Genomic DNA, 15,874 nt, shown 5'->3' on the forward strand with positions numbered 1-15,874 from the left:
GCGGCGCGCTTACCGTGACCGCAGGAACGCGCCGACCGACCAGGAGACCACACCATGGCAGTTCGACCCACCCTGCATCCCGAAGTTGCAGCGATGCTCGCCACCCTGAATGCCGGGTTTCCGGACATTACGGCTGTGCCGCCCACCGAACTGCGTGAGTTGATCCGCGACCGGCGGGCGCCCTTGCAGCAACTGCCGGACATGCGTGAGGTCACCGATCTCACGATCGAGACTGCCGACGGCAACCTCGCGCTACGAATCTTCCGGCCCTATCGCGACGATCCGGAACTGCCTGTGGTGGTGTTCGCCCACGGTGGCGGGTTCGTGTTCTGTGACCTCGACAGTCACGACGAACTGTGCCGTTCCATGGCGCAAGGTGCCGGCGTGGTCGTGGTGTCGGTCGACTACCGCCTGGCTCCCGAGCATGCCGGCCCGGCCGCGCACGACGACGTTTACGCCGCCCTGGAGTGGACCTCGAAGAACGCCGCCGAATACGGCGGTGACCCCACCCGGATCGCACTGGCGGGCGACAGCGCCGGAGGTAACCTCGCCGCGACGGTCGCGATTGCGGCCCGCGACCGGGGTGGCCCGGCCGTCGCCGCGCAGGTGCTGCTGTATCCGGTGATCGACGACGACTTCGACACCGAGTCGTACCGCCTCTACGGGACCGGGTACTACAACACCACCAAGGCGATGAAGTGGTACTGGCAGCAGTACGCGCCGAACGGGACCGACGATGCGCGTCTCGTTCCCACCCGGGCGGAGACACTGGCCGGTCTGCCGCCGGCGGTGGTGATTACCGCCGAACTCGATCCGCCGTGCTCATCGGGTGACGCGTACGCGGCGCGCCTCACCGCGGACGGTGTCCGAGTCCGGCACCACCGGTTCGACGGACTCTTCCACGGATTCCTGACCTTCCCTTCGCTCTCGCTCACCGCGCCGGCGCGCGAACAGATCTGGGAAATGGTGCGCGACGTACTCGGTAACGCATAGCACCCGCGCTACCTGTGGTGCGGTCGACCGGTCACCGGTCCGGCCGCACCACAGCGCTTTTCGGGGGAACTACCGGTCGGGGATGACGAGGTCGTCGAGTTCACAGAAGGTATGGCACACCCGGTCTCGGACGATGATGTCGGTGCACTCGGGATCGAACCACCGGTCCACGACGCTCCAGTGGATCGGATGATTCAGGTATTGACCCGACACGGCACTATGGTCGGTGAACTCCTGCTCGAACACGTGAGTCCACCGCTGCGGACCCAGGGCCGCGTCGACTCTGCTGAGCTGCCACGCCGTGATCGACGAAATATGTTCGGGCATCCGGAGTAGTTCCCGCTCGAACCGTTGGACGACGGAGTCCGGTGTACCCGACTCCACACGGAGCAGCAGTGCGCGGTACAGGCGGCTCGAATGCTGTCCGGGCCCCCGACCGCCGAGTCCAGGGGCGTACTCGACCCCGTCGACTCGGTCGGCAATCGGCTGGGAAAGTGCGGAGTCGATGTCGTCCGCGCGGTTCCGCCAGCTGGCGGTGTCGGTGAGCTGTAGGTGCACGATCAGGTCGCCGCCGTTGATGACTCCCGGCAAAGTCGGGGCGATGAGTATCCGTTCCACGCCGGCGGCAAGGATGGTTCGACGCGCATTGTTCGCGTACTCTTCCCGCGCAGTGGCATCGGCTGCCTCGGTGAAGTGGACGACCCTCGTGACGTTATACATCGCACACACCGTCGACGTCCTCGGCCGCTGCCGCCATGGAACGGGTTCGGTCGAGGATCATCGGGTCCATCCGCGACCACCACCGGCCGAGCTCCGGGTCGGGGCGGCCCCGCCGGGTCATGTCCCACCAGGCGTCGACCCCGTCGACCACCCACGTGATCGTGATGGTGTTGGGCTCGTCCGCCCACCAGATCGGGGGGCTGACGAGAATTCGATCCAGGGTCATTCCGCGTGTCCGTCCCCCCGGTACGTACTCGGTGACGTACGCGTCGACGAACTCCCGGGCACGTCCGGGTTTTGTGACCACACGATCGACCACGTATACCTTCTCGTCTACCATGGCCTGAACGTAACGGCACTCGAGCCGCTGGAGCAGGGGATCTCCCTCTTGGCGGGAGAGGTGCGGCTCCGGTGAGACCGGCGCGAACGTCATCGAGGGCCTCGTCGGACGGTTGCGACACGCTGGTCAGATCCGATTCCGTTTCATACCTCCACTCATGGAGCAATCAGTGTCGCGAAATAGGACACGAGTCACCTCATCCGTACTTCTACCCTCTTCGAGTGTGCAGTTCATGCGCATATTCGGAGCCGTTTCATTCCCCCGTTTGAGGAGCAACCATGGCCTTGTTCGCTGTGATCTGGTCGTATACCACCGATGCGTCGGTCAAAGAGGCTGCGCGTGCTGAACATCTGATTTTCGTCAAGGATGCCGCTGCCCGAGGCGTGCTGCAGGAGGCCGGCGCCTGGGCCGACGGCGCCGGGGCCTTACTGGTGTTCAAAGCGGACAGCGAAGACGCCTTGCGTTCTCTGCTTGCGGAGGATCCTTACGTCACGCAGGGCGTCGTCGTAGGAGAGCGCATCTACGAATGGAATCCAGTCATAGGCCCTCTCGTCGGCGTCTAATGGCGAATGCGGCAGACCTCAGTCCCTAGTGGCTCGCTGTTGAAGTTACTTGGCGGTTTGCCGCGGTGAGTACTTGGTCGGCGGTGTTGGTTCAGACGAACGGGCTTGCCGTTCTCTTATTCTGAACCCCACCTCCGCCAGGTGCCTTTCTAGCGATTTGCGTGGCCCGGCAACCTTGCCGGTGGCGATATGGCAGTGAAGTCTTTTTTCTATGAAAATGCATTAGTTCCAGCCACAGTCGCGGCTGCCACCCCACGTGCCCTTCAGTGAACAATGGCGTCGGGGACCGGGAGTGACGGTCATACCTGCTCTCGAGCGCTGGGTTTCGAAGTCCTTGAAGGCAAGTCGGATTGGCTCGCATCTTCCCGCTGCATGCATTCCAAAGATTGCTTATATACGTAAAAAATTCCCCTATTGTATTTTCAGAGGCCGGGTGTCATGCTTTCCCTACAGCGTGTTCCAAGTCACTCGAGTGGTCATTGCTGAATCGTTTTGTGAGGTGTCCGAGGGCTTTTGGCCGCCCACTGGCTATCGCCACAAAAGAGTGGATTCCCAGTCACTTCGACTACCGCCGCTCGACTGCACTGAGACCGGAACGTCCGATATCGACACGCCCGCGGTGACAGCACGCACTACAAGATTGCCGAGAAGATTTTCATACCGGCACACCCGCCGCTTTGCGCGTGCGGGTGACAAGACACAACACCTCCGCGCCGAGGGCGAATCCAACAACCTCTGCGCCTACACAGATCGGGGAACAAAGATGTCCGTGAACTTGGACAGCCCAACGTTGCCGTCGTCGATCGCTGACGGGACCACGTTGTATATCGCGGGTCGATGGAGCACCGCCACCGACACTTTCGAGCGCCTAGATCCTTCCGATCTCCGCCGGGTGACGGGAATCTACGCTTCAGCGACTCCCGGCAATGTCGACGCTGCGTACGCGGCCGCAGGCGGTGCTCAACCAGCGTGGTCCGAGACGACAGCAATCGAGCGATCGAACTATCTTCGTTCTGCCGCTGACCTTCTGGAAAGCCGCGTTCACGAAGCTGCCCTCACAATCACCGCAGACATGGGGAAGGCGATCCGTGACGCACGCGCCGAGGTCCTGCGCAGTGTCGCCATCCTCCGCTACTACGCCGGTGAAATACTGCAACCCAGTGGAGAGACATACCCCAGTGCCGACTCACACACGATGCTGATGACGGTAGAGGAGCCGCTCGGTGTCGTCTGTGTAGTCACACCGTGGAACTTTCCTTTCGCGCTTCCGGCGTGGAAGATCGCGGCTGCAATAGGTTTCGGGAATGCCGTTGTGTGGAAGCCCGCCGAACCGGCCTGCGGATCCGCAGTGTTCCTGACGAGGATTCTCGCAGAAGCCGGGTTGCCCGCGGGGGTCGTCAATCTGGTGACAGGCAGTGGTAGAAAGCTCTCGGCGGCACTCACCGGGAACCCGCGACTCGCAGCCTTGACCTTCACCGGTTCGGGTGCAGTCGGGTCGCGACTCCGTCAAGCCGTCGCCGATCGCAACATCAAGGTCCAGCTCGAGCTTGGCGGCAAGAACCCGTCCATTGTTCTCGCCGACGCCGATGTCGAGGATGCAGCGCTACAGATCGTGAAGAGCGCGATGCTCCACACGGGACAGCGCTGCACCGCGACGAGCCGGGTTTACGTCGACCGCGCCGTCGCTCCCAAACTACAAGAACTGCTGGTGAAGCACGCTGACGCGCTCGTCGTCGGTAATCCGTACGACGCGGCCACCGATATCGGCCCACTAGCCTCGGTGGAGCAACGTGACACGGTGGCCGGCTACCTGCAACTCGCCCGCGACGAGAACGTCCAGTTTCTCACGAGGCGGGAGTTCGATTCCGACACTTGCTATATCGCACCCACCATCCTGACCGGAGTGTCGGAGAAGAGCAGGCTCGTCCGGGAGGAGATCTTCGGACCGGTCGTGACCGTGCAGGAAGTCGATAATTTCGACGATGCGCTGAAGGCCGCGAACGACACGGACTACGGCCTGTCCTCCGGAGTGTTCACCAGAGACATCGCGACCGCGATGACCTTCATCCGGCGCACACAATCGGGGTTGGTGCACATCAATCGCGAGACCAGCAGTGTCGAGCCACATGTGCCGTTCGGTGGGCTCAAGAGCTCGAGCAGCATGAGCCGAGAACAGGGGAAGGCCGCACGTACCTTCTTCACAACCACCAAGACCGCGTATGTCCGCTGGACCTAGAAGCCGCGCCGGACAGGATTCCGATACTTCAGCTCACCACAATCTGCGACGCAGAGCGCAATACACAGACCCCAGGCAGCAGACCCCAAGCAGCAATTGGTAACAAGAGGAGACAACAATGAGCACTACCGCACCAGCCGTAACCGAGGTACTCGACGTCCTCGTTGTAGGAGCAGGATTCGCCGGGTTGTACCAGCTCGAGAATCTGCGGAGTCGAGGGTACTCGGTGAAAGTAGTCGAGGCGGGTGAGGACCTGGGTGGGATCTGGCACTGGAACCGCTACCCGGGTGCCCGAGTAGACAGCGAAGGTCCCATCTACCAGTTCACCCGCCCCGACCTGTGGGATGAATTCGCCTTCTCCGAGCTCTATCCCGGAGGTGACGAACTGCGCCGCTACTTCAAGTACGTCGATGCGAAGCTCGACCTGAGCAAGGACATTTACTACAACACCCGGGTCGCTTCCGCCGAGTTCGACGAGACGGCGAACACGTGGACCGTGATCGCGGAAAACGGAAACGTTTTCGTCTGTCAGTACTTCGTTCTGTGCACCGGATTCGCAGCAAAGCCGATCTTCCCGAATCTCCCGGGAATGGACAGCTTCGCAGGGATCAACCACCACACCGGTCTGTGGCCCGAAGGCGGAATCGATTTCGCAGGAAAGCGAGTCGCCATCATCGGTACCGGCGCCAGTGGCGTGCAGGTCGCTCAGGAGGCGTCGAAGGAAGCCGCACAGCTGACCGTCTTCCAGCGCACCCCCGTCCAGGCGCTCCCGATGCGCCAGCGTCGGCTCTCCGACGAGGACAACTCGAAGATCAAGTCCGATCTGGCGGACAGGTTCAGTCGTCGTCCGGCGTCATTCTCCGGCTTCGACTTCGACTTCATTCCCAAGTCAGCCCTCGAGGTGAGCGACGAAGAGCGAACCGCCACCTATGAGCGACTGTGGGAGCACGGTTTCGAGTTCTGGCTCGGAACGTACCAAGACGTCTTCGTCGACGATGCTGCAAACGACACGGCCTACGAATTCTGGCGTGACCGGACGCGTGCCCGGATCAAGGACCCGGTGATCGCCGAGAAGCTGGCGCCGATGAAGAAGGCGTACCCCTTCGGCGTGAAGCGCCCCTCGCTCGAGCAGACGTACTACGACATCTTCAACCAGGACAACGTGCGTCTCGTCGATCTGCACGAGGACCCGATCGAGACGATCACGCGCACCGGGCTGAAGACCGCTTCGGAAGAGCACGAGTTCGACATCATCGTTTATGCAACGGGCTTCGACGCCGTCACCGGTGGCCTGACCGCCATCGACATTCGCGGCACCGACGGCACATTGCTCCGGGACAAGTGGTCGAACGGTGTACGGGCAAACCTTGGGGTCGCGACGGCAGGATTCCCCAACCTGCTGTTCCTCTACGGACCACTCAGCCCGTCGGGCTTCTGTAACGGGCCCAGCTGCGCCGAGATCCAAGGTGACCTCGTCATCAACACCATCGACTACATGCGGGACAACGGGTTGAGCCGTATCGAATCCGAGGCGGATGCGGATGCTGCCTGGTCCGATCACGTCGCCGAGCTGACGGCCGAGGCGCTCTACGACAAAGCCGACTCCTGGTACATGGGTGCCAACGTCCCGGGTAAGCCGCGGCAGTTGCTGAACTACCCCGGTGGTCTTCCCCTCTACCTGGCCAAGTGGGACGAGACCGTGTGTGCGGGATACAAGGGCTTCGCGCTTTCCTGAACAGTCAATCTCCCTCCCTCGAGTAGTGATGAAAGTGAGCAACACATGTCCGTGAGCAAAGAATCTCTGTTCCTCAACGACCTGTACGCGTCGTGGCTGACCCGGTCCGAAGGAATGGACCTCGCCAGTCAGCGAGATATGTTCGAAGAGTGGCATCTTCCGACCATCGAGCCTACCGATGTCACCTATGAGGAAGTGACAGCCAACGGTGTGCCGGCAATGTGGGCCAAGCCTCTGGGGGCCGCCGAAGACCGCGTAATCGTCTTTACCCACGGTGGCGGCTTCGCGACGGGTTCACGCTTCTCACACCGCAAGCTTGCAGCACACCTGGCGAAGCTGACGGGTGTTCACGCCCTGATCGTGGACTTCCGGCTCGCGCCGGAGCACAAGCACCCAGCCCAACTCGAAGATTGCATGGCCGTCCAGAAGTGGCTCCGCACGCAGGGTTACAAGGCGGAGTACACGGCGACCGCCGGCGACTCGGCGGGTGCCAATCTCGCGATCTCGACAACGTTCGAGCTCGCGGGTCTAAACCTTCCCACTCCTGCTGCCGTCGTCGCGCTTTCACCATGGCTCGATATGGAGATCAAGGGGATGACAGTCGAATCGAACGACGCAGTCGACGTTTTGGCCAAGAGGGCGGTTCTGGAAACGATGCGGGGAATGTTTCTCTCCGAACCCGCAGATGCAACGGACCCGCGGGCGAACCCACTGCTCAGCGACTACACCGACTTCCCTCCGGTGTACGTATCGGTCGGAGGCTATGAGACGCTTCTCGACGACTCACGTCGGTTGGCCGAATTGATCGAGAAGGTGAGCGGCGAGGTGGTGCTGGACGTGGTCGATGAGCAACAGCACGTATTCCACTTCAATGCGGGTCGGGCACCCGAGGCGGATCAAGCGCTGAGCCGGATCGCCCAGTGGCTGCGTCCCAAGTTGGGCCTCGCCTGAACCTCAAATGCGCAGCATGCGTATGAAGGCGAAGGTTCTCGGCGACAAGGGGTGAAAGTGTTCGCGGCGGCGGTCTATACCGGTCTACACCGGTTTAGGCCGCCGCCGAGTTCGTATGTGCACCGGTCGAGCACCAGTCGAAGGATCGATCGCAGTAAAGATTGGGGAAATACACTCATGGATCGTCCAGTCCTCTTCCTACGCGGCGGGTTCTCGAGACAAACCGCCCTGCCATCGGTGCCGGATGCGACCTCGCCCCCAGGTGCGACCTCCGCGTTGCCGGTGAAAGGGAGCTTCGTGAAGTGGGAATCGTCCGGGGTGACGGTGGCACGTGGCTGCTCGACGAAGCCCGCGCTCCTGGCCGGGTGGCAGCGATACGCCTCACTCGGTACGGATGGGCACGAGGCTCCTGCGCGAGCGACAGCACCAGCCTCGACAGGCTGCTCGAAATACCCGCTGCCGTGCAGGCGCTGGCTCAGCAGACGACCGATCACACCGAGGCAGGCAACACCCTCAGGGAGAAGCGAACTGCCGCCTCCACCGACACGCGACGTGCTCGAGAAACGAAGAACTCCGTGGAAGTGAATTGACGCTTCCACGGAGTTCTTTTTACAAGTCTTGGGCGGATCCGAATTGCGAGCGCCGGCCAGGGCGGGATTGGTAGATTCCCGCAGCTCGTCCACGCGGGTTTTGCCGATCGCGCCGTGTACCTGGTGGCCACGATGGACGACGAACGATGCCACGTGGCCGGCGCACGACTGGCGACGGCAATCAGGAGTTCGTGAATGTCGTTCGGCTTGAAACCTGGCCAATGGGCATCCGAATTGCAGACACGGCCTGGTCGATGCCCCGTGAGCGCTACTGCACAAGGGCGCCGTCTAGGAGGAGGTCCCCTGAGGCGACGTCGCCCTCACGACGGATGTATCGGCCAGTGCATGGACGCGATCGGCGGAGTAACCGAGATCTTCGAGGATCGTGAAGGTGTCCTCGCCGAGCAGGGGAGCGTGCCGGCTGAATGAGATCGGTGTGCGCGACATCGTGAACGGAGTGCGGGTGGCGTAATACTCGCCTTCGGTGGGATGTTCACGCTTGGTGATCAGTTCTTGGTCCAGGACGTAGGAGTTTTCGTGCGCGTGGGCGAGATCGAGTAGGTCGGACGCGGGAATTCCGTGTGCTTCACACAAGGTCAGCCATTCCTGGGTGGTTCGGCTCGGGACGGCCTCTCGGATCGCTGAGAGAAGTTCGCCCATGTGAGTGTGGCGGTCGTTCACCGAGGCGTAGCGGGGATTGTTCACCAGGTCGTCGCGGCCGGCGATGGTGAAGAAGTCGTTCCAGTTCTTCGCCGAGTACGGCATAATGCAAATCCAGCCGTCGGCCGTTTGGTGTGGGACTCGTTCCGGTGTCAGCACGCGTGCCCATCCGAAGTTCCCTTCGGCCGGGGCGAAGGTGTGGCCACCGAAGTGTTCGACGAGGTTGAAACCGATCATTGCGTCGACCATCGGCACGTCGACCTCCTGGCCGAGGCCGGTGCGGCTCTTCTCCATCGCGGCGGCGAGGACGGCGATGACGATGTAGAGACCGACGACCTTGTCGGCAATGACGTATGGCGCGTAGCGAGGTTCACCGTCGATGAGTTCCGTGAGTTTCGCGGCGCCGGACGCTGCTTGCACGATGTCGTCGTAGGCGGGGTAGTCGCGAAAGGCGGTTTCGGAGCCGTATGCCTGTGCGGTGCAGAGGATCAGTCCCGGATTGTTCTCCGAGAGCCGCTCATAGGTGATGCCCAACTTCTGCCGGGAGCGTGGCCGTAGATTAGTCACCAGCACATCGGCATTGCGCACCAGATCGTCGAGGATCTCGCGGCCCTCCTCGGAGGCTAGGTTGATCGCGATGCTGCGCTTGTTGCGCTGGAGGTTGAGTGTCAGAGCGCTCATCCCGTCATGGCGGCGGGAACCTATATCTCGGCTCATGTCACCGTCGAGGCTCTCGACCTTGATGACGTCTGCGCCCATGTCGGCGAGGGTTGCGGTGGCGAAGGGGCCCATGATCACGGTCGTCAGATCGATGACGCGCAGACCATGGAGAGCGCCGGGTGTGAGTTCCACTGGAACCTCTTTCGCTGCACAGGAAGCATTTTTATGACTATGACAGTCGTGGTGATTTTCCGCAATAAAGGAGTCTATTACAAATATACGTAACATTGCGTTGGGTGGTGACCACTCGGAGGGATAGAACCTCTAGGGGCAATTGCGTACTCGCTCGGGCAGTGTTTCAGTCGGCGAACTGCTTGCCGAGGAATTCGACGACGGCGCTGTGCAGTTCAGCGCTGCGCGGAATGGCACCGGTCATCCAGTACACGGCATGGACAAGGCCTTCATACAGTTCGACCTGCACGGGGACGCCATGGTCGGCCAGCCGCCGGCCGTAGTCCACGCCCTCGTCCCGAGTGACCTCGTATTCGTTGAGCAACAGCAAGGTCGTGGGAAGTTCAGACAGATCCGCGGCCTTGGCCGGGGAGGCGTACGGATTCTCAGCGTCTTCCGGCGTGGCCAGGTACTGCTCCCAGAACCAGTCGATCGCTGCCGTGGTGATCAAGTACCCCTCGGCGTTCTCCTCGCGCGACGGGAATCGTGCCGTGCCGTCGATGACCGGGTAGATCAATACCTGAGCGCGCAATGCCGGGCCGCCGTTGTCGCGCGCTCGGAGGGCCGTGACCGCGGCCAGGTTGCCTCCGGCGCTGTCGCCCATGACGGCTACCCGCGTGCTGTCGCCACCGAAGTCGGCTGCGTGCTCGACCACCCAGTTCAGTGCGGCGAACGCATCGCCGGGTGCGGCAGGGAACTTGTGCTCGGGTGCCTTCCGGTAACTCGGTGCGGCGACGATGACGTGCGCGTCGGATGCCAGCGCGCGGCATGGCTGCTCGGTGACGTCGAGGCTGCCGGCGACCCAGCCACCACCGTGGATGTACACCACGACCGGCAGCGGAGTGTCGGACTCCGGGATGTAGAGGCGAATTGCCTGATCGCCACCGGGTCCGGGGTAGACCGTATCGACAACACGCGCGACGTCTGCCTTCGGTGCCTGGAGGCCGCTGAAGGACTCGACGACCTCACGGACTTCAGCAATGCTCATCTGCTCGAACGACTTCAGTCCCTGCTCGTTCAGAGTGTCTATCAAATTCTTGACCGCAGGATCGAGTGCCATGGTGTGTTCTCCTTCGTGTCATGGGCAAGTCTGTTCAGCAGGCAGGTGGCGCCACACTATGTGCGCGTCCGGCGCGGAAAGTGTCCGAAAATGGCACATGCATCCGCCGCGTGGGTGTGTTTCACAATCGGACACGCCGACGCCTTACTGCGGTTCTAGGTTCGTTCGGAGTGATCAACCGACGGCTGGAGTTTCAGCGTCGCCGACAGGGAGGTACGGCAGTGAACGCGATTGCAGCGATCGAAGGAAACGGTGACCATCGGGTCTTGGTGTTGCACGGCTGGGCGCTGGACAGCAGCGTGTGGCTCAAAGCACGCGCCCTGACGGATCAGTCCCGCTTCACCTACGCGTACGTCGACTTTCCGGGATACGGGGTGAACCGTCCCGAGGCGCCGGCCGACGGAATCGACGGGATGGCCGCGGTCGCCCTCGGCGCCGCCGACCAGCTCGGATGGTCGACCTTTTCCGTACTCGGACATTCGATGGGCGGCACCACAGCTCTTCGGGTGGCGACCCTCGCACCTGAACGCGTGACCTCGGTCGTCGCACTGACGCCCGTGTCCCCGGCGGGTACCCCTCTGGACCAGGCGACCTACGAATCTTTCGCCGCGGCCTGGGCAGATCCGGGTGCAGCCATCCGGGGCGCACTGGCACCACACATCGACGAGACAGATTTGAAGAACCTCGCCGACCGCAACCGCTCGACGATGGACCAGGCGACGTGGGAGTCCTACCTGAAGAACTGGACCAGCCCCGACTTCCTCGACCGGATAGGCACCTACGAAGGGCCTACCACCCTGATCGTGGGTGAAAGCGACCCCTTCGTGACGGCAGAGTACCTAGGGGACACATTGGTGGCCTTGCCGCACGGGAACCTGAGGACCGTGCGGGGCAAAGCCGGGCACTACCCCATGGTGGAGAACGCTCCGGAGACGGTGGCGTTGTGGGAGCAATCCCTGTACTGATCTGACCGGGAACTTAAGCCGGGTACCGGGAGTGCCACGTTCGAATTATGAAGTCAGGGAGAATTCACCATGTTGAATCACGTTGTGCCGGTGAGCCGTCCCGTCTCGGTGCGTGACGACTCGACCGCGTGGGTGGAGGCGTGGCCGGATGCGCGAATACTTCGTGTGAACGGGCGTGGTCAGGTCCGGCTTGTAGACGGACAACTGATGCTGGAACCGGCCACCGATTTCTACGCCGAGCCTCCCGCGCACGCCGTACTGCTCGGCGTCTGTGGCTCGGTTCACGAGTGGGCGGTGCGGGACGAGTCCCTCGCTGACAATTCCACGACAGGAACCGTGGTCGAGCTCGGTGACCTGCGCTCACACGGAGCAATCCTCGACGCTGCCGACACCGACCGGTATGTCACAGCGATGGCCTTGCTGACGTGGCAGGACGACGCCCCTTTCTGCGTCAAGGATGGGGCGCCGGCAACGATCACCTCAGGTGGTTGGATGCGCGTGTGCACGGCGTGCGGTCGGGAGGAATATCCGCGTACCGATCCCGCGATCATTTGTCTGGTGCACGACGGGGCAGACCGAGTCCTGCTGGCGCGTCAGGCGAACTGGCCGGCACGGAATTTCTCGACGCTCGCGGGCTTCGTCGAGGCGGGCGAGTCTCTGGAAAGCTGTGTGGCACGGGAAGTTGCAGAGGAGGTCGGTCTCACGGTCTCCGATGTGGTCTACGTCGGAAGTCAGCCCTGGCCCTTCCCGCGCTCCCTCATGCTCGGATTCCATGCGACGGCCGACCCCCGAGACGAGTTCGTCTTCAGGGATGGCGAGATCGGCGAAGCTGTCTGGTGCACCCGCGCGGAGGTACGGGAGGCTCTGGCTGCCGGGGATTGGACGAGTTCGACGAAGGCGCACGTGTTGTTGCCCGGTGCAGCCTCGATTGCGAGGCGCATGCTCGAGGCCTGGGCGCGAGCCGGTGACTGACGCTCCATCTCGCGCTCGGCACGGTTCCGTCATCGACTGGCGTTACTGCGGAAGGAACCGGCTCCCGTCGATCCCCAGGGCGCGCATTTTGCGGTAGAGGGTGGAGCGAGCTACCCCCAGGCGTTGCGCAGCCAGTAGTTTGTTGCCGTCGGTCTCGACGAGTGCTTTGAGCAACGCGTCACGCTCCGCCAATTCGAGCGACGTCGAGGCATTTCGGCGGCGTAGATCACCGTCGCGGTAACCGTCGGGCAGATGCTGCACTCCGATGTCGGAGCCCATCGACCGCAGGAGCGAGGACGCCAGAACCGATTCGAGTTCTCGGACATTTCCCGGCCAGTCCCGCGCGACCAGCAGTTGCAGAGCAGCGGGTTGCAGTCGCAGGCCGTTTCGGTCGGGGGAGTGCTTACGTAGTAGGGCGACACTGATGTCGGCGATATCTTCGGACCGAAGTCGCAGTGGATCGATCTCGATGCGGCGCATGAAGTGATCGCACAGTCGTCCGGCGGGACCTTGACGGATCGCTTCGCCCGCGGTGGCAATGATCTGCGCGCGATGGTCGACTGCCTCACTGAGGACCGCGCAGACGTTGGGGACCAGTTTTTCCGGCAGGAGATCGAGGTGCCGGATGATAAGGGCGCCGTCGACCTTGTTCCAATTGACCAGTCCGGTAATCCACGCGTCGGGGTCGACAGAGGCGGTAGCAGCGTCGAACACGGTGAAACGGCCGTCGGCATCCTGCATCCGGTGGAGGGCGGTCGCGGCGAAGAACTTGCCGACGCCGGGTTCTCCGGTGACGAGGACAGGCGCGTCGATCGAGGCGAGCCGCTCGAGTTCGGTCTGCAGTCGTTTCGTCGACAAGCTGCGGCCGGGAATCTTGACAGTCTCCGCGCGTTTTTCGACGGCGGAGGCTGACGCCAATTGACGGGCGGACGACTTCTTCGTATCGCGGAGATGCTGCCGCATCTCGATGACGATGCCCGCCGGCGATCGGGAGTCTCCGACTCTACGTGCAGTCGCGGATACCGTGACGTTGTCGGCGAGCCTGACTTCCCCGATGAATTCGTCGCGGCCGGCGAGCATTCGGCATGCCCAATCCCAGAGGAGCGCTTGGTCGGACGTGTCGATGATCTGCGCGGCCATCGGAGTGGTCATGATGACATCCTGGTTCAAGGACACCACTGCGGAGGAGCCGCGGCGAGAGGCCTGCAGGAAGGACTGGAGAAGCCGTTGCTCGCGATCGGAGGACTCGGCATAGAGGCGCGACTGAATTTCGCGAACGGCTGATTTCGCCAGGGCGCCCATCAGCGCGTTGGAATCCGACAGGTTGGAGGTGATGTCGAGTATCCCCTCCACGGTGCGGGTGATCGGATGGATGATGGGAACACCGACGCACGCCAGGCTCTGTAGCGCCTCACGGTAGTGCTCGCCACCGCTGACCTGGAACGGTCGTCGCTCCTCCAACGCGGTGCCGATCCCGTTGGTGCCGGTGTCCTCCTCGGCATACCGGAATCCGGGTGCCACGTAGGCGCGGTCCAAACGCGCTCGCAACCCAGCGTTGCCAGCCCTGCGGTCGACGATCTGCGCGGCGGAATCGGCCAGCAGGATGGTCGCGGGGGCGTCCAGCAGATGGAGGACGAGGTTGTCGATCACGGGATCGGCGGCTCTTCTCAACCGGCTGTCGCGATCCACGTCCGGCGTGTAGGGAAGGTCGTCATCGCCGGACGAGACGCCGATAACTTCACACCGTCGCCACGACGCTTCGATCTCGGGTCGGAGATTGCTCAACTCTTGGTTCTCTCGCGATGGCGCTGATGGCCGGAATCGGTCACGTTCGTTCCATGGCCCGCGGCGCGCCTTGTAGATACTCATAGCCACCTTACATAACTACTGAATTCCTGAGCTGATTCCTCCCTGGCAATGTAACTTGGCTCACATCGGTGGCAGTGTCCCGTTTTGCTACAGTCCGCTCGCAGATCAGGTGGCGACTGCCGTGCGGCGGAAAGACCGCGCCACTAGTTTCGGGTCGGAACGAGCGGGTACGCGAACGAGGTGAAGGCGAACGAGCATCTGCAGGGAGGGCCCGGTGCCATAGGTGAGCAGGCTTCGGTGCTGTTGATCGCAGATCCGGGCAAGCCTCAGGCTCTCGCGGAACGCGTCGCGGAGTACCTGCCCGAGCGCCTGCGGAGCCGTGACCGGCTCGAGCGCCGGTGGACGGCGTGCGTGCGCAGCAAGCCGTACCTCTCAGACGAGCAAGCGAACTTCGCAGATGTCATCGACGCGGTCGATCCGTCCTCCGAGGGGGAAGACATCGTCGTGTACCTCACCGATCTGCCGCGCCGCGAGGACACCCTGCCGGTGGTCGCCGACGTCAGCGCCGACCACCTTTTTGCGCTGATCTCGGTCGTCGGGGTGGGCGGAGTCGACATCGAGGGCCGCGTCCGCACTGTCACCGAACTCGCGATCGCCCGCATCCTCGGTGAACCGGAACTGACGGCGCCGGGCGCGGCGCGACGGTTCCCGTGTGTGGAGATTGAGGACGGCATCCGGTACTTCGCGCCCTCGGGTCTGCGGCGACTTCGACTGCTGTCGGGGATGGTGCGGGCCAACCGGCCGTGGCGCTTGGTCACCGGACTGTCGAAGGTCCTCGTCGGCGCCTTCGCCACTGGTGCTGTCGCGCTGGCTACCAGCACGATCTGGATGTTCGCCGACACGATGGGTCCGTGGCGTATGAGTGCGGCAACGGTCCTGTCGATCGTGGCGATGATTCTCTGGTTGATCCTTGATCATGAACTCTGGGAGCGGCCTCGGTCGCCGGAGGAACGCGACCGTTCGGTGCTGTACAACACCGCAACCGTCGTCACCCTGGTCATCGGCGTGATCGTCCTCCACGTGGCCCTGTTCTGCCTGCTGCTGTTCACGGCGTGCCTCACTCTTCCCCCGGAACTGCTGTCCCGCATTCTGGGGCACGGGGTCAACTTCTCCGATTACCTCACGCTCGCCTGGCTGCTGGCGTCCATCGCCACCATCGGTGGGGCGCTCGGGTCGGGCCTCGAGGACGACGCCGCCGTCACGGAGGCGGCGTACGGGGCCCGGCAGCGGCAGCGCATCGAGGGGACGCGGAGTCGGTCGAACGAAACGGGATGATCGCAGGTTTGCACAGCTCAGCAGACCTGACACACCGGTCATCGCGACCGGCCG

14 protein-coding genes are annotated in these 15,874 nt (G+C 62.9%); 9 read left to right on the forward strand and 5 right to left on the reverse strand.

The genetic code is table 11. The annotated features are described in order from the left end of the window. Positions 1–54: 54 nt before the first annotated feature. Positions 55–993, forward strand: coding sequence for an alpha/beta hydrolase (locus L1080_RS31665; protein WP_250769461.1), 939 nt, complete (start codon positions 55–57; stop codon positions 991–993). Positions 994–1,062: 69 nt separating this feature from the next. Here the strand turns inward: L1080_RS31665 and L1080_RS31670 are convergent, their stop codons facing one another. Next, the gene (locus L1080_RS31670; protein WP_250769458.1) at positions 1,063–1,713 is read right to left on the reverse strand and encodes a Dabb family protein; all 651 of its coding nucleotides are present in this window, start codon (positions 1,711–1,713) and stop codon (positions 1,063–1,065) included. Beyond that, entirely contained in the window at positions 1,706–2,053 is a 348-nt protein-coding gene (locus L1080_RS31675) for a hypothetical protein (RefSeq protein WP_250770088.1), read from the reverse strand. The genes L1080_RS31670 and L1080_RS31675 overlap by 8 nt, the downstream gene beginning before the upstream one ends. Before the next feature lie 278 nt (positions 2,054–2,331). On the opposite strand from L1080_RS31675, the gene L1080_RS31680 reads away from it, so the two are divergent. From L1080_RS31680 to L1080_RS31700, 5 genes are all read left to right on the forward strand, one after another. Further along, positions 2,332–2,616 carry a YciI family protein gene (locus L1080_RS31680; RefSeq protein ID WP_250769456.1) on the forward strand — a complete coding sequence of 95 codons (285 nt, stop codon included), beginning with the start codon at positions 2,332–2,334 and terminating at the stop codon, positions 2,614–2,616. A 763-nt stretch (positions 2,617–3,379) separates the two neighbouring features. Next, positions 3,380–4,852 carry an aldehyde dehydrogenase family protein gene (locus L1080_RS31685; protein WP_250769452.1) on the forward strand — a complete coding sequence of 491 codons (1,473 nt, stop codon included), beginning with the start codon at positions 3,380–3,382 and terminating at the stop codon, positions 4,850–4,852. A gap of 118 nt (positions 4,853–4,970) precedes the next feature. Further along, positions 4,971–6,587 (forward strand): flavin-containing monooxygenase, encoded by a 1,617-nt coding sequence (locus L1080_RS31690; RefSeq protein ID WP_159924045.1) that lies wholly within the window; start codon positions 4,971–4,973, stop codon positions 6,585–6,587. A 45-nt stretch (positions 6,588–6,632) separates the two neighbouring features. Next, positions 6,633–7,538: an alpha/beta hydrolase gene (locus L1080_RS31695; protein WP_250769448.1), complete on the forward strand. Its 906-nt coding sequence runs from the start codon at positions 6,633–6,635 to the stop codon at positions 7,536–7,538. A gap of 302 nt (positions 7,539–7,840) precedes the next feature. Then, a complete protein-coding gene (locus tag L1080_RS31700; protein ID WP_250770164.1) occupies positions 7,841–8,128 on the forward strand; it encodes a Clp protease/crotonase-like domain-containing protein in 288 nt (95 codons plus the stop codon). A gap of 288 nt (positions 8,129–8,416) precedes the next feature. On the opposite strand, the gene L1080_RS31705 is transcribed toward L1080_RS31700, so the two are convergent. Continuing rightward, positions 8,417–9,640, reverse strand: coding sequence for a CaiB/BaiF CoA transferase family protein (locus L1080_RS31705; protein ID WP_250769445.1), 1,224 nt, complete (start codon positions 9,638–9,640; stop codon positions 8,417–8,419). 166 nt (positions 9,641–9,806) lie between these two features. Next, complete coding sequence (locus L1080_RS31710; protein ID WP_250769442.1) at positions 9,807–10,739, reverse strand: alpha/beta hydrolase; 933 nt, start codon at positions 10,737–10,739, stop codon at positions 9,807–9,809. A 221-nt stretch (positions 10,740–10,960) separates the two neighbouring features. Here L1080_RS31710 and L1080_RS31715 point away from each other — a divergent pair, with 221 nt between their 5' ends. Beyond that, positions 10,961–11,704, forward strand: a complete 744-nt coding sequence (locus L1080_RS31715; RefSeq protein ID WP_250769439.1) for an alpha/beta fold hydrolase — start codon at positions 10,961–10,963, stop codon at positions 11,702–11,704. A 69-nt stretch (positions 11,705–11,773) separates the two neighbouring features. Continuing rightward, positions 11,774–12,676 carry an NAD(+) diphosphatase gene (gene nudC, locus L1080_RS31720; RefSeq protein ID WP_250769436.1) on the forward strand — a complete coding sequence of 301 codons (903 nt, stop codon included), beginning with the start codon at positions 11,774–11,776 and terminating at the stop codon, positions 12,674–12,676. Between the two features lie 42 nt (positions 12,677–12,718). Here nudC and L1080_RS31725 read toward each other — a convergent pair whose 3' ends face one another. Next, complete coding sequence (locus L1080_RS31725; protein WP_236603218.1) at positions 12,719–14,461, reverse strand: sigma-54-dependent Fis family transcriptional regulator; 1,743 nt, start codon at positions 14,459–14,461, stop codon at positions 12,719–12,721. Positions 14,462–14,725: 264 nt separating this feature from the next. Here L1080_RS31725 and L1080_RS31730 point away from each other — a divergent pair, with 264 nt between their 5' ends. Then, a complete protein-coding gene (locus L1080_RS31730; protein WP_250769432.1) occupies positions 14,726–15,820 on the forward strand; it encodes a hypothetical protein in 1,095 nt (364 codons plus the stop codon). Positions 15,821–15,874: the final 54 nt, after the last annotated feature.

Source organism: Rhodococcus sp. MSC1_016 (genome assembly GCF_023667485.2).
In the GTDB taxonomy this organism is placed as follows: Bacteria; Actinomycetota; Actinomycetes; order Mycobacteriales; family Mycobacteriaceae; genus Rhodococcus_F; species Rhodococcus_F oxybenzonivorans.